The 17298-nt window shown below is 61.4% G+C and carries 10 protein-coding genes, 1 tRNA gene and 2 pseudogenes; 8 read left to right on the top strand and 5 right to left on the bottom strand.

What is annotated here, in order from left to right; all coding sequences use genetic code 11:
• Positions 1-97 precede the first annotated feature (97 nt).
• Positions 98-637: a DUF2058 domain-containing protein gene (locus AC1RBA_RS11130; protein WP_070223805.1), complete on the bottom strand. Its 540-nt coding sequence runs from the start codon at positions 635-637 to the stop codon at positions 98-100.
• A gap of 264 nt (positions 638-901) precedes the next feature.
• On the opposite strand from AC1RBA_RS11130, the gene AC1RBA_RS11135 reads away from it, so the two are divergent.
• The 3 genes from AC1RBA_RS11135 (at position 902) to AC1RBA_RS11145 (ending at position 6231) form a co-directional block, all read left to right on the top strand.
• Positions 902-1222, top strand: coding sequence for a PsiF family protein (locus AC1RBA_RS11135; protein WP_492418182.1), 321 nt, complete (start codon positions 902-904; stop codon positions 1220-1222).
• Positions 1223-1480: 258 nt separating this feature from the next.
• Positions 1481-3751 (top strand): putative bifunctional diguanylate cyclase/phosphodiesterase, encoded by a 2271-nt coding sequence (locus tag AC1RBA_RS11140; protein ID WP_492418184.1) that lies wholly within the window; start codon positions 1481-1483, stop codon positions 3749-3751.
• A gap of 92 nt (positions 3752-3843) precedes the next feature.
• Complete coding sequence (locus tag AC1RBA_RS11145; protein WP_492418185.1) at positions 3844-6231, top strand: S9 family peptidase; 2388 nt, start codon at positions 3844-3846, stop codon at positions 6229-6231.
• A 119-nt stretch (positions 6232-6350) separates the two neighbouring features.
• Here the strand turns inward: AC1RBA_RS11145 and AC1RBA_RS11150 are convergent, their stop codons facing one another.
• On the bottom strand, positions 6351-7346 hold the full coding sequence (locus tag AC1RBA_RS11150; protein ID WP_121668405.1) for a cytochrome-c peroxidase: 996 nt from the start codon (positions 7344-7346) through the stop codon (positions 6351-6353).
• 208 nt (positions 7347-7554) lie between these two features.
• Here AC1RBA_RS11150 and AC1RBA_RS11155 point away from each other — a divergent pair, with 208 nt between their 5' ends.
• Positions 7555-7980: a hypothetical protein gene (locus AC1RBA_RS11155; RefSeq protein WP_492418187.1), complete on the top strand. Its 426-nt coding sequence runs from the start codon at positions 7555-7557 to the stop codon at positions 7978-7980.
• 41 nt (positions 7981-8021) lie between these two features.
• Here AC1RBA_RS11155 and AC1RBA_RS11160 read toward each other — a convergent pair whose 3' ends face one another.
• Positions 8022-8792 (bottom strand): hypothetical protein, encoded by a 771-nt coding sequence (locus AC1RBA_RS11160; protein WP_492418189.1) that lies wholly within the window; start codon positions 8790-8792, stop codon positions 8022-8024.
• 119 nt (positions 8793-8911) lie between these two features.
• On the opposite strand from AC1RBA_RS11160, the gene AC1RBA_RS11165 reads away from it, so the two are divergent.
• A tRNA-Phe gene (locus tag AC1RBA_RS11165) sits at positions 8912-8987 on the top strand.
• A 412-nt stretch (positions 8988-9399) separates the two neighbouring features.
• Here AC1RBA_RS11165 and AC1RBA_RS11170 read toward each other — a convergent pair.
• Positions 9400-10658, bottom strand: a pseudogene (locus AC1RBA_RS11170) (IS3 family transposase).
• A gap of 162 nt (positions 10659-10820) precedes the next feature.
• Here AC1RBA_RS11170 and AC1RBA_RS11175 point away from each other — a divergent pair.
• The 3 genes from AC1RBA_RS11175 to AC1RBA_RS11185 all read left to right on the top strand — a co-directional run bounded on the left by AC1RBA_RS11175 (position 10821) and on the right by AC1RBA_RS11185 (position 16215).
• The gene (locus tag AC1RBA_RS11175) at positions 10821-12875 is read left to right on the top strand and encodes a hypothetical protein (RefSeq protein ID WP_492418190.1); all 2055 of its coding nucleotides are present in this window, start codon (positions 10821-10823) and stop codon (positions 12873-12875) included.
• Between the two features lie 415 nt (positions 12876-13290).
• Positions 13291-13623 (top strand): collagen-like protein, encoded by a 333-nt coding sequence (locus AC1RBA_RS11180; protein ID WP_492418192.1) that lies wholly within the window; start codon positions 13291-13293, stop codon positions 13621-13623.
• Between the two features lie 144 nt (positions 13624-13767).
• The gene (locus tag AC1RBA_RS11185; RefSeq protein ID WP_492418194.1) at positions 13768-16215 is read left to right on the top strand and encodes an acyl-CoA dehydrogenase; all 2448 of its coding nucleotides are present in this window, start codon (positions 13768-13770) and stop codon (positions 16213-16215) included.
• On the opposite strand, the pseudogene AC1RBA_RS11190 reads toward AC1RBA_RS11185, so the two are convergent.
• Positions 16191-17297: pseudogene (locus AC1RBA_RS11190) on the bottom strand (TCR/Tet family MFS transporter); the annotation flags it as partial. The gene AC1RBA_RS11185 and the pseudogene AC1RBA_RS11190 sit on opposite strands and share 25 nt — an antisense overlap.
• Position 17298 lies beyond the last annotated feature (1 nt).

Raw genomic sequence — 17298 nt, forward strand, 5'->3', positions numbered from 1 at the left:
TCGGGTGGCGTTTTTGTTTGTAGTCCACATAAAAACGGGCCGTTTCCGGCCCGCAGTTACGCCAGTCCGGTACCGTCGGCACCGGGCAATCACCCTCTTACCACATCAAATCATCAGGAATCTGGAACGCCGCGTACGGATCGTCCTCATCCACTTGCGTGCTGGCCTGTTTCACGCGCACGACGATGGCGGGGTCGCGTTCGGCGATCTTGTCGGCGATGATGCGCGGCACCAGCTCCACGGCGCCACCGAGGCAGACGATCACCAGACGGCCCGCCACCAGATGGGCTTGCACGGCGGCCGTCACGTAGATGCGCTCGATCTTGTTGTTGAACGTGAAGTTATACGGCACGTCGCCGTTGTTGCCCTTGCTCTGGCGGTTCTTTTGCACCATTTGCGCGATTTGCGCCACGATGGCTTTCTGGTTCGCGGCCGCATCGCGCTGGGCGTTCAGTTCGCGCGCGCGTTCCGCGTTCTTGCGCTGGGTCTCGAGCGCGGCCAGGCGCACCTCGTCGACGCTTTGCGTGCCGCTCTTGCGCTCGTCCTTTTTCTGCTTGCTCTTGTCCTGGTTGGCCAATTTGACCTTCTTCTTGTCGACCAGGCCGGCCTTTAAAAACTGCTCTTGCAACGAGACCATAACTACTCCGTAATGAGGGTGCGCCGGCCAAGGCAGCGGCATCGGCCGGTGGAAAGACGCTAGCATAGCAAAAAACGGGGCCGCTGCCGCCGCAACATGGCTGCCCGGGCCAGCCGGCGGGGGCCTGGCGCCGGGCAGTAACAAAAAGACACACTCGAGTGGAAATTTTGTTGATAAATGTCATATAGTTAGTTACGTTCTGCATATCGGCAGTTTCCAGCCGGTTGCATGCCCCTTCCATCGTTTGCGTCTAAAGGATTTGCCATGAAACAATTAATCGCCCTCTGCATCGCCGCCGCGTTTGCCAGCACCGCGTTTGCCAGCACCGCCTTTGCCGCCGCACCGGAAGCGGCGCCCGTCGCCAAGACGGCGCAACAGTCGAAAATGACCACCTGCAATGCGGATGCCGCCGGCAAGAAAGGCGATGAACGCAAAACCTTCATGAAGGAATGCCTGAGCGCCAAGCCGGCGCCGGCCATGACGCAGCAAAACAAGATGAAGGCGTGCAATGTCGACGCCAAGGACATGAAGGGCGACGCCCGCAAGGCGTTCATGAAAGAATGCCTGAGCGCGCCAAAGAAATAAGCGCCGCTTCGAAGCGCCCGTGTGCGCTTCACTGCACAGCGCCAGCCGACAGGCTGGCTTTTTTTGCTCGCATCAAACGGCGCGGCGCCCAGGGCAGAATGACCATCCCCGCCAAAGGGCCGATGAATGAGGCAGCCACGCGGAACGCCGGCAATCATGATTAATGATCAAGATGACAAGAGGATTAATAGCGCGTAATATTTACTCAGCAGTAATGCACGGCGCGGCAGCAGCTTACCCCAGGGGAAGGATGGCAGCGTGGCGATATCGAGCGATCTCGCGCACTGGCGCGGCCTGGTCTTTACCCGCCTGTTGCAGGTGGTGCTGCTGCTTGGCATCGTCACGGCCATTCCCAGCGCGCTGCTGGCCGCGAGCGAGGCGATCTGGTCCATCGTCGTCCTCGACTTGCTGGCCATCGGCTGGATCGGCCTCATCTGGCATCTGCGCGCCATGCCCTACCGCTGGCGCGTGTGGCAATTCCTCATCGTCGCCTATCTGGTGGGCGTGGGCCTGCTGCTGAAAATCGGTCCCGTCAGCCAGATCTACATGATGCTCATGCCCGTGCTGGCGGCACTGCTGCTGGGCATGCGGCCAGCCTTGTCGACCCTGGTCCTGACCACGCTGACCATCTTTTTCCTCGGTCTGCATCCCGACGTCGCCCTGCGCCTGCCGGGCACGCCCGACTCTCCCGTGCTGCGCGCGCTGATCGTGGCACTGAACTTCCTGTTCATCGCCGCCGTGCTGACCCTGTCCTGCGCCTTCCTGCTGCGCCACCTGGAAGACAGCAGCCAGGCTTTGTCGCAGCTGAACGCCGAGCTGCGCCTGACGGCCACGGCGCTGGCCCGCCTGAACGACATGGTGATGATCGCCGAAGTGCTGGACGGCCCGCCCGACCCCGGCGCCGGGACGGTATCGGCCACGCGCATCATCTTCGTCAATGACGCCTTCGAACGCAGCAGCGGCTATGCGCGCGCCGAGGTGCTGGGCCGCAGCCTGCTATTCCAGCAAGGCCCCGCCACCGATGCGGACGAACTGGCGCGCATCGCCGCCGCCATGGCCCGTGCCCAGCCGGCCAGGGCGGAATTGCTGAACTACAACAAGGCGGGCAAGGCGTACTGGGTCGAAGCGGAACTGGTGCCGTTCACGGATGCGGAAGGCAGGCAGACGCACTGGGTGGCCGTCGAGCGGGAAATCGACGAGCGCAAAAAATCGGAAGCGGACATCCACCGCCTGGCCTTCTACGACGTGCTGACGGGCTTGCCCAACCGGCGCCTGCTGACGGACCGCATCGGCCACCTGCTGGCCGCCGCGCCGCGCAACCAGACCATCAGCGCGCTGATGTTCATCGACCTCGATCACTTCAAGCACATCAACGACGCGCGCGGCCACGCCACGGGCGACGCGCTGCTGCGCCTGGCGGGCGAACGGCTGGCGCAGCTGATGCGCAAGGCCGACACGGTGGCACGCATCGGCGGCGACGAATTCGTCGTGCTGCTGGCGCACCTGGCCGATGACCTGGACAGCGCCGCCCGCGCGGCGGCCCAGGTGGCCGAGAAAATCCGCGCTGCCATCGCGCGCGACTTCGAGATCGGCGCGCAGTCCTATCATTGCAGCGCCAGCATCGGCGTGACCCTGCTGCCGAAAGCGGGCCAGCAGGCGCACGACCTGCTGCGCGAAGCGGACATCGCCATGTACCGCGCCAAGGCGGAAGGACGCAACGGCATCGCCTTCTTTGAAGCGGCCATGCAGGCGGGCGTGGAGCGCCGCCTGACCCTGGAACGGGCGCTGGCGCGCGCCCTCGACCTGGGGCAATTGTGCATGCACGTGCAGCCGCAGGTCGACCGCCACGGCCGGGTGACGGGCGCCGAATTGCTCATGCGCTGGCCGCAGGCGGACGGCAGCCATATCGCGCCGGATATCTTCATTCCGATTGCCGAGGAATCTGGGCTGATCGTCAAGCTCGGGCACTGGGCCCTGCGCGAAGCGTGCCGCGCCGCCAGGGTGCTGGCGCAGGCGGGCCGGCCCGTCCCCCTGTCCGTGAACGTCAGTCCGGCGCAGTTTCGCCAGCCCGATTTCGCGTCCCGCGTGCAAGCGGCGCTGGCCGAACACGGCACGCCGGCCGGCGCCCTGATCCTGGAACTGACGGAAGGCTTGCTGATCGACCAGCGCGACGCCTCGCTGGCGCGCATGCGCGAACTGGCGGACCTGGGTATCCGCTTTTCCATCGACGATTTCGGCACCGGCTATTCCAGTCTCGCCTACCTGACCTCGATGCCGCTGTACGAACTCAAAATCGACAAGCGCTTCATCGACGACACGCCGCGCGATGCGCGCGACACGGCCATCGTGCAGGCGATCCTGGCCATGGCGCGCCACCTGGGCTTGCGCGTCGTGGCCGAAGGCGTGGAAACGCAGGAGCAGGCCGACTTCCTCGTCGCCCACGATTGCGACGGCTTGCAAGGCTTCCTGTATGCGCGGCCGATGCCGCTCGATGAGTTTCTCGTCTGGCTGGCCCGGCATCAAGCTTAGCTTTCCGACATTTCCTGCACGAAACTCCTCCGCTAGAATACCGGCCTCATAGCCTGTACCTTCACCATCCCCTCTCGTTAAAGTGATCTCCGATGCGTCTGGTTCTTCCCCTGCTGCCGCTCCTGCTGCTATCTCTGCTGCCCGCCGCCAACGCGGCCCCCTCTGCCACCGCGCCCACGCCGATCACGCTGGACCAGGCCATGGCCGATCCCGACTGGATCGGCACACCCGTCGAAGCGGCGTGGTGGGGCTGGAACGGCCAGCTCTACTACAAACAAAAACGCCTCGGCTCGCCCCTGCGCGACACGTTTCACGTATCTGGCGCGCATGCGAAACTCAATAGCGGCAAGAAGGTCGACGATGCGCAACTGGCGAACCTCGATGGCCAGCAGATGGTCGTCAACCGGGCCGGCACGCGCGCCATCCTGCTGCGCAACGGCGACTTGTTCGAGCGCGACCTGAAAAACGGCGCCTTGATCCAGATCACGCGGGGCGTCTCCGCCATCAGCGACCCGCAGTATTCCGCCGACGGCAGCGCCGTGCAGTACCGCAGCGGAACCGACTGGTTCAGCTGGAGCCGCACTGACCGCCTGAGCGCCCCCGTCGCCCTGCTGCGCGCGGCCAAGGACCCGGACGCCAAGCCGGAAGCGGACGCCCTGCGCGAGCTGCAGCTGCGCCTGATCGTCAACCTGGCGCGCCAGAAGGAAGACCGCGACGCGAGCCGCGAGCGACGCCACGAAGAGCGCCGTCTGGACGCCACGCGCGCGCCGGAACCGATCTACCTGGGCGACAAAGTGACCATTTCCGGCAGTGCCCTGTCGCCGGACGGCCGCTGGCTGCTGTTCGTCACGCAAGACAAGGCCGCCGAAAAGGGCAAGCTGGGCAAACTGGCACGCTACGTCACGGAAACGGGCTATCCGGAAGCGGACGACGAGCGCACGCGCGTGGGCCGCAACATGCCGATCGCGCAAAGCCTGAAACTGGCCGACCTGCGCACGGGCCAGGTGCGCGAGATACCGTTCGACAGCCTGCCCGGCATCGCCACCGATCCGCTGGCCTCCCTGCGCGCCGAACAGAAGCTGCCGCCGCTGAAAGGCAACCGTGCCGTGCGCGTCGACGCCCAGCGCGACGGCATCGCCTGGACCGATGACGGTTCCAAAGCGGCCGTGCGCGTGCGCGCCATCGACAACAAGGACGGCTGGCTCGCCACCGTCGACCTGGCCAACGGCGCCCTCGTTCCCGCGCACCGCATCAGCGACACGGCCTGGGTCAACCGCCGCGCCGAGGAATTCGGCTGGCTGCCCGACAACGCCACCCTGTGGTATCTGTCCGAGGAAAGCGGCTACGCCCATCTGTACACGAAAACGGGCGCCGCGCCCGCGCGCGCCTTGACCAGCGGGCAATGGGAAGTGAGCGCCGTCGAATGGAGCCGCGACGGCAAGACCGCCTATTTTATGTGCAACCCGCAAGCGCCAGGCACGTATGAAGTGTGTGCCAGCACGGCCAAGGATGGCGGCGCGCGCGAAGTCACCAGTTTGAAAGGCGTGGAAAACTTCGGCCTGTCGCCCGATGGCGGCAAGCTGCTGCTGCGCTATTCGAGCAGCTATATGCCGGCCCAGCTGGCCACGGTTTCTGTCTCTGGCGGCAAGGCGACTATCCTGACCGATACGCGCAGCGACGCCTTCAAGGCGCGCAACTGGGTCATGCCGGAACTGGTGCAAGTGCCGTCCACGCATGGCGCGGCGCCGATCTGGGCCAAGCTGTATCGCCCGGCGCAGCTGGAAGCGGGCAAGCGCTACCCGATCGTCATGTTCGCGCACGGTGCCGGCTACCTGCAAAACGTGACGCAGCGCTACCCCGTGTACTTCCGCGAACAGATGTTCCACAACCTGCTGGTGGAGCAGGGTTACATCGTGCTCGACGTCGATTACCGCGCCTCGCTCGGCTACGGCAGCGCGTGGCGCACGGCCATCTACCGCCAGATGGGCCACCCGGAACTGGAAGATTTCATCGATGGCGCCAACTGGCTGGCAGCCCGGCACCAGGGCGACATCAAGAACGTGGGCATCTATGGCGGCAGTTATGGCGGCTTCATGAGCCTGATGGCCCTGATGCGCGCGCCGGAAATCTTCAAGTCGGGCGCCGCCCTGCGTCCCGTGACGGACTGGACCACCTACAACCACGAGTACACGGCCAACATCCTGAACACGCCGGACGTCGACCCGCAGGCGTATAAAATCTCGTCGCCCATCGAATACGCCGACAAACTGACGGGCAACCTCCTGATCGCCCACGGCATGATCGACGACAACGTGTTTTACCAGGATTCCGTGCGCCTGTCGCAGCGCTTGATCGAGCTCAAAAAGGACAACTGGGAAATGGCCAGCTACCCGATGGAGCGCCACGGCTTCGTGCAGCCGGAAGCGTGGTATGACGAGTACCGCCGTATCTATCAGCTGTTCAATCGTACGTTGAAATAAGCGATATCAACAAAAAATGTCGGATTACGCGGCTGCGCCGCTAATCCGACCTACTCGCTCAGGTGTAGGTCGGATTAGCCCGCAAGGGCGTAATCCGACACCACACCCACCACAAGCACTCAGTCAAACGGCACCGGCCGCGGCGTCGTGTCGCTCGATGGCGGCAGGATCGGCAGCACGAGGTGCGGCTGCTTGCCCGTGAGTGTTTTCAGGAAAGCGACGAGTTGCGCGTTTTCATCGGGCGCAAACGTGCGGCCCAGCTGTAAACGGCCCATCACATCGACGGCCTGCGTCAGGGTGGCCGCTTCGCCATCGTGGAAGTAGGGATACGTCAATTCCACGTTGCGCAGGGTCGGCACCTTGAAGTTGAAGCGGTCGGCATCCTTGCCCGTCACGGCCGAGCGCCCTTGCGCCGTCATCGCCGTCTTGTACGGTTCCACCACACCCATCTTCTGGAAAGTATTGCCGCCGACGGCGGGGCCGTTATGGCAGGCGATGCAGCCGCTGGATTTGAACAGCTGGTAGCCGGCCAGCTCGTCTTTCGTCAGCGCGCTTTTCTTGCCCATCAGCCATTGGTCAAAGCGCGAACCGGGCGTCACCAGCACTTCCTCGAAGGCGGCGATGGCGCGCGTGACTTGCTCGATGGTCAATTTATCCTGGCCAAATACTTGCCGGAATTCCGCGCGGTAGGCGGGAATCGAGGCCAGCACGTCGATGGCCAGCTCGTGCGTAAAAGCCATCTCGCCCGGATTGGCGATGGGGCCGCCCGCCTGCTCCTGCAAATCCTTGGCGCGGCCATCCCAGAATTGCGCCACGTTCATGCTGGAATTGAGCACCGTTGGTGAGTTGATGGGTCCGCGCTGCCAGTTGTGGCCGATCGACGTCTTGATGTTATCCGTGCCGCCCATGCTCAGGTTATGGCAGCTATTACAGGAAATAAATCCGGAACGCGACAGCCGCGGATCGAAAAACAGTTTCTTGCCCAGTTCGACCATGGCCGGATTGGCCACCTTGGCGGCCGTGATGGGCTGGATCGGCTCCTTGCTGGCGGCGTGCAGCGTGCCGCTGAAAGCGAGGCTGGCGATGAAGACAAAGGGGGAGAGGGTACGGCGCATAGTCTAACTCCTGGAAGCATTCCCGAATCGGCGGTGCACGCCGGCGCGGGAATGCAGCGCAGCGGCCCGGTCGCCACCCGACCATCGCTGATTGGATGTTGATTTATATTAACTTTGACGGCTTGATAATGAAAATGACCGGCGTCAAGGATCGTCCAGCGCGCGAATCGCGCTTGCCATTTGGGCAAGCGTGGCACATGATGAAGGCATGCATACTTCTACCTACTCCGCCCTGCGCACCGCGTGCGCCGCCATCCTGCTGCTGGCTACCAGTGCCTGCGGCAGCGCCCCCGCACAAGATGCGCCACCCGCGCCCGGCAATGCCGGCTTGCTGGCGCAAATTCAGGCGGAAGTGGGCGCCGCCGCCTGCGATTCCACCCAGCAATGCCAAACCATCGCCATCGGCGCCAAAGCCTGCGGCGGTCCCGAGCGCTACCTGGCCTGGTCCAGCAAGGACAATGACGGCAAAAAACTCAAGGCCTTGGCCCAGGCGCAAGCCGAGGCCAGCCGCAAGCAGCAGCAGGCTGACGGCATGATGTCGACCTGCTCCATCGTCACGGACCCGGGCGCCACCTGCGAGGCGGGACGCTGCGTGCTGCAAAAGAGCGCCATGGGCGGCAGCTCGGCGATGTAAAAAAGCCGCTGGATCAGCGGCTTGCGTGATGCGGCAACACGTCAGGACTGCAGCTGCAAGGTCTTGACGATCTTGCTTTCCACCTTCTCGCCCGCGCCCGAGGTGGCATTCTTGCTTTCCTTGCGCAGCAACAATAGATGGTCGCCGCTGACGCCATACTGGCGCGTCTCGTCCGTCTTTTGCGTAAAGCTGACGACGACAAAGGCGCGCCCGCTCACATCAAAGTGGAAATGGCTGGCCAGCGGCGTGCCGTCGGCGGCGATCCACACCTCGATACCACCCTCGAACTTCTTCACATACTTGCGGTCTTTCTCAGGCACCTTGTCGAGCGACAAGGTAAAACTGAGCAGGCGGGCCGGCTTGCCCTTGTAGCTATCCATCTTCTCGCCGCTGAACACGGCTTCCTCGATCTCGCGCGACAGGGAATCGGCCGCCGACACCATGGAACGCAACTCCGCCGCCTTCATCTCCCCCAGCGCAAAGCCGATCGGCGTCTTGACCTTCGGATCCTTCACCCTGGCGCGCTGCTCGGCCTCCACTTTCGCCAGCAAATCCTTGCTGTAGAGCACTTGCAAGCCCGCCGGTCCGCCCTCGACAGCCACCGTGGCCTGGCCGCTATCCTCTTCCGCCGCCTTGCCCTCGCCCTCGCGGCGCCAGGTTTTCGATTCCACCTGCGCCTTGATGGGCAGCTGGCCCTGCAAGCGCGCCAGCGCCGCATTCAGATCGGCCAGCCCGTCGGCCCGCGCCGTACCGCAAAACAAACTGAACAAGCCCGCAGCCGCCAGGCCCTGCACTCCAATACGTCGCCGCATCGCCACATCCCTTCAGCTCATACAAGGATGCCAAAACACCATGTTTTGGCCATCTGTTGCATTTGAACACAGCTAGCTCTGGTCAGGTGGAAAGTCTTTCTGCTATAATTCGCCGCCTTGGCCTGGTAGCTCAGTCGGTAGAGCAGAGGATTGAAAATCCTTGTGTCGGTGGTTCGATTCCGCCCCGGGCCACCAAGAATTCAGCAGAACATAGCAAAAAGCCACCTTCGGGTGGCTTTTTCTTTTCACAAGAAGATCTTCAACACTGGTCCGTTTCTATTGAAACGCTTCTTGCTATGAAAAATTGCACAGGAGCGAACTGTAACTGTTTCAACGATACAGACCATTATTGGCCCGCTCTTGTACGAATCAAAAACGATCTGTTGACAATTTCGAACCTGCCCTCATCAAACGAGAGAATTCGCCTTTACAGTTCGCCACTTCTGCTCAAAATTTCGCTCATCAGCCTGTGAAATGCAGCATGCAACGTAGATGCGCGTTGCAAGTGCTACAAATCAAGCCATTTCGTAGGCCGCGTGAAGTCGACGAAACGGAATTACTAATGAGCAGTGATCTTGCCCCCGTATAACCAGACATAGCCAATCGTTTAGTTAGCGCCGCTTTCCTGAGCCCGGCGCGCCAGCTCTCTCCTGAACATGCGAGGCGATTTCCATTTCAGCGACGAATGCGGATGGACCTCGTTGAAGTGCATAAAGGCGTCTGGCAGTTGAGCCAGAACAATTTTTGCGCTGCTGCGGTCCATCAGGCTGACGTAGTCCCGTTTAAACGTGTTCACGAAGCTCTCGGCCATGCCGTTCGACTGCGGGCTGCATACCGGTGTATGCACCGGTTCAATCCCAAGTGCGCGCACCAGCGCGTGCGTTTCATGGGCTCGATAGGCGCCGCCGTTGTCGCTCAAGAATTCCAGCCTGGTCGAGCCGACGCTGGCCTGGCCGAATCTTGTCTCGACCGCTTCCACCAGCATGTCGCGCACGGGTTCGCCTGGCAGGCCACGTTCAGCCCACGCACGCCAGGCAATGATTTCGCGGTCACAGCAATCCTTCATGAACACACCGGTCACCACTTCGCCGTTGTCGCAGGCGATCTCGAAGCCGTCCGAGCATCAGCGCTGATTGGGTTCGTCCACCGCCACCACGCCATTGTGCACGCGGCTGCTCACTGGGCGTTGCGGCGCCTTGGGTAGCAGCAGACTGTTTGCTTTCATCACGCGATAAAACCGCTTGTGATTGATTGCTGGCAGGCCCACCAAGGCGCGCGTGCGGTTGACCAGAGCGCCAGCCCGGCGGTAGCCATAGGTCGGCAGCGCCGTAATCTCGGCGCGCACGGCGTCGACCAGGATAGCGTCGGCAGGCTGGTGGAACGTCTGAGTGGTGCGCCCGTCGATCCAGTCCGCGGGACGAACCAGCAGCTGGGCGACGTGTGAGCGCGCTACGCCAAGGGCAGAGCAGACCGGCTTCACTGGTCGTCCTTGCCCGACAAGGGCGAGCGCGCAATCCACTTTTTTTCGCGAGCGAACTCGACGGCCTCCTTCAGGATTTCTGCCTCCATCGTCTTCTTGCCGAGCATGCGTTGCAACTGGGCTATCTGCGCGCGTGCAGCGGCCAGTTCGCTCGCTGGTACCACCGATTCGCCAGCAGTGACCGCCGTTAGCGCGCCTTCCCGTTCGAGCTTACGCCAGTTGAACAACTGGCTTGCACCGACGCCGTGCTTGCGAGCGACCAGCGACACGTTCATGCCTGGCTCGTAAGTCTCGCGCACCAGCGCCGCTTTTTCCTCGGCAGACCAGCGCCTGCGGCGCTCCTGGCTCACCGTCACCACCTCGATTGTTTGCTTGTTCCTAGTCATATGCACAGTCCTATTCCTATCCGTAAGAATAACGCATAGGCTGTGTCTGGTGAATCAAGGGGCTATTTCAAGCAGAACTCTTGCGCTTATCACAATTGTGTACCAAAGTGTGCTTTAGTGAGGACGATATCAGGGATCGTCGAGACAATTACAGCGATGAGTATGCAAACAACCGAGGCATTGACAGTGACAGACGATCTATACGGTTCATCTTCAGCCAGCGCAAAAGCCACGCTAGAGCTAGCAGCTGCTCAGTTACGCGACGCCATCCTCATATGCGCCCCCAAGTTCTTGTTAGTCTTTCTTTGGCAGCAGGCGAGTACGTACGATGTCGGCGTCAATCGAAACAAAGCCTTGGTGGAAGTTGAAGCATGCGACGTCACTATGGCAATGGAATATTTACATGCGGTCCTGTCGAGCTATAGCGCAGACGCTTGGGGCACTGAAACGTCCGTCGAATCCGTCAATGACGTCCTGCACCACGCAGCTAATGTCCGCAAAGCCAGCATGGACTATTCCAATCGCGTCAACAACGAAAACCAAGACAGGCAATTTTTCCAGCATTCAGGTGAACTGCATTTCTTGGCTTTAAGCACTTGGATACTTAGTCGTGCTTATCGGTATGCGGTGCTGGAATCTGAATTTCTGAAATTTGTACTCGAACCACACTCCAAGTCGCTACAGGAAGCCTACGGTGTCGACTCCGACGCCATTGCGAAGGGTCTGCAGGCTTCCGTTATCACCTTAATAAAAACGAGGGGAGAACCGCACCTGCCATTGCCAAACAAGTCAGGCGACTCAATCGAACTGTTTGCCCTCGAACTCAACAATGTCAGTCGCACTAGTAAACTCCCAGCTTCCTTACTGGACGATCTATCTTATACACCTGGCGAAAACTCCGAGTTCTTTGCGTCCGGCCCGCTCTGCGCTACACCTTTACGCACGCTACCGGGTCGATTAAAACCGCTCATCCACCTCAATGACGGCTACTACGCATGTGATCCTTATTTTTTACGCGACAGCGCATACCGTGCTATCCAACGCGGTATGCGCAAAAGGCTCCCTTTGAACGACGCTGAATGGACAAAGCGACAAACGGAAGCCACAGAAGCAGGATTTGCTAAAATTTTCCATAAACAACTTGTTGGCTCAAAGGTGTTACGTTCAGTCTACTATCGAGAAGTTGAGACCGGAGATTGGTGCGAGCTCGACCTTCTTATTATGCAAGATGACGTTCTGTTCGTCGTCGAGGTAAAGGGGGGTGTGATGCCAATTCATTCGCCGGAGCTTGATTTTGACAAGTATCGTACAAAGGTTGAAAAGTTGATACAAGATGCATACCATCAAAGCAAACGCTTCCTCGAATACGCAAACTCCGGCAATGAAGTAACACTATTTAGAAAAGATGAACACAACAAAAAACGACCTGCTGGCAAACTGCGGCTATGCGACTATCGGCTTGTTTTCCCAATCGGATTAACCATTGAAAGCTTCGTTCCTTTTTCAGCCGCTAGCAAACAACTTCCCAATGTAGAGGCGATCTTAGGAAGATTCCCGTTTATCTCCATGGCTATTGACGATCTGTTCATTCTGAATCGTTTCCTGCCGACAACTGGTGAACTAATGCATTATTTAATGGTTCGTCAACGAATAGCTGGCATCCGTGAGGTAATGCTTGTAGATGAAGCCGATCATCTTGGGCTATATGTTAGCCATATGCGCTACGATATCGCGGCCGACTTCTTTGTATCGCAGGGAATAGACAGGATCATGAACATGCATCCCGCAAGACCCGTCGATATGTATTTCAATCTGGAAAAATGGGAACAGGCAAGTCCACCTCGACATTCTTTTCCGCACTGGTTGCGGCAGATTTTGAACGCACTTGACGGTAAACGCAGTCCTGGCTTCCTCCGAACCGATACAATCATTCGGGACCTCAGTACAACGATAAGTGAGCAATTGGAGAAATTTATTGATGCTGAACTCTCCCAACTTAACGTGGTTACACATAGACGTATCATAGTCAAAGAAAATTTCCCGTGCGTACTTTGCTTACAACGAGCAGATCATGTGGATTTTATTGGTGATCATAATCAAGTAGCGGAAAACGTGGCGAAAGAGCTTGGTAGCGATACGTGCCGGCTGCTGATCGTGCACGTACGCAATGGCACCATTTGCGATGCATGGGGAACTATAGTCGACGCACCAGATTGAGCGAAAAAAGGGAGACTGAAAGAATGCAGCCACTAGGGGACGTTCCTCACTTTGACGACAGCTTCTGAACTATCTAAAGTACCTATCAATAGACGAATTTTCACAGATACCCAACGTCGATAAGAACATGCGGCTCAGGATTAGAGGGCCTAGCAAAAACAACCAACATTTTTGTTTGTTTTTGTTTTCCGGCTTGCGTCATCCATCGCCGCTATGTACGCAAACGTACGGACTGCGGCCGCCCAAGAGCCCATGCTGCAGGCAGACCATCACTTTCCCTCCCGCCGCGAGCGCCCTGCGCGACACGGCAGACGGGTCGGCTGGTCAGCTCTCCCCGCCACACCGCCATGCGAAACTCGCGCCCGACGCCGTCGAGCCGTTCCGTACATTACGGCTCACTGCCAAAGGATGCATCATGAAACCTACCCTGATATTGCTCGCGCTCGCCTCTACTCTCGCCCTGACCGCTTGCCAGCGCGAAGCGCCACCCGCACCGACCGTCGTCCAAGTCGTTCCCGGCCCTGCCGGCGCGCCTGGCCCTGCCGGCGCCACGGGTGCCACGGGTGCTGAAGCGCCTCCCGGCGCGACCGGTGCCACCGGCGCCACGGGCCAGACCGGCGACAGCGGTGCCGCCGGATACGATGGCGCCAAGGGCGCTACCGGTGCGCAAGGCAACGACGGCGCCAAGGGCGACGACGGTGCCAAGGGCAAGACGGGCGATACGGTGATTGTCGTTCCGCAACGCTAATACCGTTAGCGCCGGCTATCGGCGACAACCTTGTTCAGCCACAACGCCAACCCTTGCGGTTGGCGTTGCTGCGTATGCGCTGTACCGCACAGTCACATCGGCCGCATCGGCCTACCCTGTTGTCATGACACAGGGAGATATCGCATGCTGACGCTCATACTGATGGTGGCCCTGCTGGGCCTGGTTGTACTGTTCGCGCCCGGCCCCGTGCGCCGCGCACTGATTACCCCGCACCTGCTGGCCCTGTTCAAACGCATCCTGCCGACGATGTCCGACACGGAACGCGACGCGCTCGAAGCGGGCACCACGTGGTGGGATGCCGAGCTGTTTTCCGGCCGGCCCGACTGGAAAAAATTGCTGGGCTATGGCCGCGCCACGCTCAGCGCCGAAGAGCGCCATTTTCTTGACCATGACGTCGAGCGCTTGTGCGAACTGGTCGACGACTGGGAAACCCAACAGGCGCAGGATTTGCCACCGCAAGCCTGGGCCTACATGAAAAGCCAGGGTTTCCTCGGCATGATCATTCCCAAGCAATACGGCGGCAAACAGTTCTCCGCCTACATGCATTCGCAGGTGGTGATGAAACTGTCGAGCCGCTGCTCGGCGCTGGCCGTGACCGTGATGGTGCCCAATTCGCTGGGACCGGCCGAGTTGTTGTTGCACTACGGCACCGAGGAACAGAAAAACCATTACTTGCCGCGATTGGCTGCCGGCACTGAGATCCCGTGTTTCGCGCTGACCAGCCCGTATGCGGGCTCCGACGCGGCCGCCATCCCCGACCTGGGCGTCGTGTGCATGGGCATGCATGAAGGTCGCCCCACCCTGGGTTTCCGCCTCACGTGGAACAAGCGCTACATCACCCTGGCGCCCGTGGCGACCTTGCTGGGGCTGGCTTTCCAGACCAGCGATCCCGACCACTTGCTCTCCGACAACGATACGCCCGGCATCACCTGCGCCCTGATCCCCGCCAGCCACGACGGCGTGGTGATCGGCCGCCGCCACCATCCCTTGAACGCCGCCTTCCAGAACGGCCCCACGTCCGGCAACAATGTCTTTATCCCTATCGACTGGGTCATCGGCGGCCAGGCACAAGTGGGCAAAGGATGGCGCATGCTGATGGAATGCCTGGCGGCGGGACGCGCCATCTCTCTGCCCTCGTCCAGCGTGGGCATGGGCAAGATGGCCGTGCGCGGCACCGGCGCGTATGCGGCCGTGCGGCGCCAGTTCAACATGCCCATCGGCAAGTTCGAAGGGGTGCAGGAAGCGCTGGCCCGCATGGGCGCCAATCTGTACCTGATGGATGCGGCCCGCACCCTGGCCGCGCATGCCGTCGACCTGGGCGAGAAGCCGGCCGTCATTTCCGCCATCGTCAAATACCATGTGACGGAACGGGGCCGCGCGCTCGTCAACGACGGCATGGACATTCTCGGCGGCAAGGGTATCTGCGTGGGCCCGAACAATTTCCTCGCCAGCGCCTACCAGCAAATCCCCATCGCGATCACCGTCGAAGGGGCCAACATCCTCACGCGCAGCCTGATCATCTTCGGCCAGGGCGCCATCCGCGCGCATCCGTATGTACTGAGGGAAATGGCCGCCGTCAACGAAAGCGACGGCCGCAAGGCCTTGCGCGATTTCGACGCGGCCTTCTTCGGCCATGTGGGCTTTGTGCTGGGCAACGTGGCCAGGGCCTTGTGGTACGGACTGGGCGGCGCGCGCCTGGCGGCCGTGCCCGACGCCGTCGCCCCGGCACTGGCGCCCTACTACCGCGCCCTGACGCGGCTGTCGACGGCGTTTGCCGTCATGACGGATATGTCGATGTTCGTGCTTGGTGGCGAACTCAAGCGCCGCGAGCGGCTGTCCGCCAGATTGGGCGACGTGCTGGCGCAACTGTACCTGGCTTCTTCAGTGCTGAAGCGCTACGAGGACGATGGCCGGCCCGAGGCCGACCTGCCCTACGTGCACTGGTCGCTGCAGGATGCGCTGGTCAAGGCGCAACAGGGCTTGACGGGCGTGCTCGACAATTTCCCCGCGCGCGTGCTGGCCGTGCTGCTGCGCACCTTGCTGTTCCCGTTCGGCCTGCCCCACCGCCCGCCGTCCGACGAGCTGGGCAGCGAAGTGGCGCTGGCCCTGCAAACACCGGGCGCGGACCGCGAACGCCTGCTGGCCGACGGCCATGTCGCCAGCGAGGGCAACGATCCCGTCGCCTGCGCCGAGCGGGCGCTGGCCCTGCTGCCCGAGGTTTTGCACATCGAAAAACGCCTGAAGGACACGCCCGAAGGCGCGGCCCTGCGGCACCTGCCGCAAAGCCTGTCCGCCATGCAGCCGTGGCTGGCAGCGGCCAAGGCCACAGGCAACGTCAACTGCCAGGAGCACAATAGCTTGCTGGAATATGCGCGCCTGGTCGACGGCTTGATCCAGGTCGACGATTTTGCGCCCGCCGCAGCGCACGAAACGCCGGACGCCTATCCCCGCGATGACGCCGGCGTGGTCGAGGCCAACGACAAGCCCAGCACGAGCGGCACCAGTGCCGCATACACGACGATCACCGACAGCCAGACGGCGCCGGGCCAGTACGCCCTGACGCCAAAATAAATGCTGGAAAATACCAGCGGGCACAGCACGGATGCCAGGCTCACGGACGAGGCCAGCACGCCCTGAAACTGGCCTTGCCGCTCCTCGGCAACTTGCCGCGTGGCCAACGACTGCAGGGCCGGCGCGCCGATGCCGCCCAGGGCGAACACGGGCATGATGGCGAAGATCATCCAGCTGCGGGTGGCGAAGGCCATGACGACCAGGGCCACGCAGGCGCACGCCGCGCCCGCCAGGATGGTGGCGCGCTCGCCCAGCAGTTTCACGGCCGGGCCGGGCAGGAAGGCCTGGGCCAGCGCCTGGCACACGCCAAACGCGCCCAGCGACAAGCCGATCCACATCCCGTTCCATTCGAACGCATCGTGGCCCCACAGCGCCCAGCACACGCCATACACCTCGCCCGCCGCGCTGAAGGTAAAGAAGATGGCAGTGATCGGCAGCAAGCTTTTCTGAGACAAAACCCAGCGCAGCGGGCGCAGGGGATTCAATGCCGCCAGGTCGATAGCTTCACGCGTGGGCATGCGTGATTCGGGTAGCGCAAGCAATGCCAGCAGCAAGTTGCCGGCATTCAAGATCGCCGCCGCCATGAACGGCAAACGCAGCCCGTAATCGCCGAGCGCACCGCCGAGCACGGGGCCGATGATGAAGCCGGCGCCGAACATGGCGTTGAGCAAGCCGAAGCGGCGCGCCCGCGTTTCTTCCGGGGAAATATCGGTGATGTAGGCCGTGGCCACGGACACATTGGCGCTCGTCAATCCTGCGATGGCACGCCCCAGCAGCAGCATCCACAGGCTGGGAGCGAAGGCCAGGAACAGGTAATTGACGGCCGCGCCCGCCAAGGAGAGCAGCAGCACGGGACGCCGCCCCAGGCGGTCGCTCAGCGCGCCCAGCACGGGCGCAAAGATGAACTGCATCAACGCATACAGGGCCGTCATGATGCCGATGTACGCCGCCACGTTATCGGCATGCGTGACGTCGCGCAGCAACGCGGGCAGGATGGGGAAGACCAGGCCGATGCCGATCGCATCGAGCACGACCGTGGCAAAGATGACAGGCAGCGCTGTCGCCGGAATGGCTATTTTCATA

The organism is Janthinobacterium sp. GW823-FHT03B06 (assembly GCF_058796955.1).

Excerpts from the sequence above, each read along its gene's own strand:
- AC1RBA_RS11160 (WP_492418189.1), bottom strand. The coding sequence starts at position 8,792 with ATGCGGCGACGTATTGGAGTGCAGGGCCTGGCGGCTGCGGGCTTGTTC.
- AC1RBA_RS11135 (WP_492418182.1), top strand. The coding sequence starts at position 902 with ATGAAACAATTAATCGCCCTCTGCATCGCCGCCGCGTTTGCCAGCACC.
- AC1RBA_RS11130 (WP_070223805.1), bottom strand. The coding sequence starts at position 637 with ATGGTCTCGTTGCAAGAGCAGTTTTTAAAGGCCGGCCTGGTCGACAAG.
- AC1RBA_RS11175 (WP_492418190.1), top strand. The coding sequence starts at position 10,821 with ATGCAAACAACCGAGGCATTGACAGTGACAGACGATCTATACGGTTCA.
- AC1RBA_RS11180 (WP_492418192.1), top strand. The coding sequence starts at position 13,291 with ATGAAACCTACCCTGATATTGCTCGCGCTCGCCTCTACTCTCGCCCTG.
- AC1RBA_RS11185 (WP_492418194.1), top strand. The coding sequence starts at position 13,768 with ATGCTGACGCTCATACTGATGGTGGCCCTGCTGGGCCTGGTTGTACTG.
- AC1RBA_RS11150 (WP_121668405.1), bottom strand. The coding sequence starts at position 7,346 with ATGCGCCGTACCCTCTCCCCCTTTGTCTTCATCGCCAGCCTCGCTTTC.
- AC1RBA_RS11145 (WP_492418185.1), top strand. The coding sequence starts at position 3,844 with ATGCGTCTGGTTCTTCCCCTGCTGCCGCTCCTGCTGCTATCTCTGCTG.
- AC1RBA_RS11155 (WP_492418187.1), top strand. The coding sequence starts at position 7,555 with ATGCATACTTCTACCTACTCCGCCCTGCGCACCGCGTGCGCCGCCATC.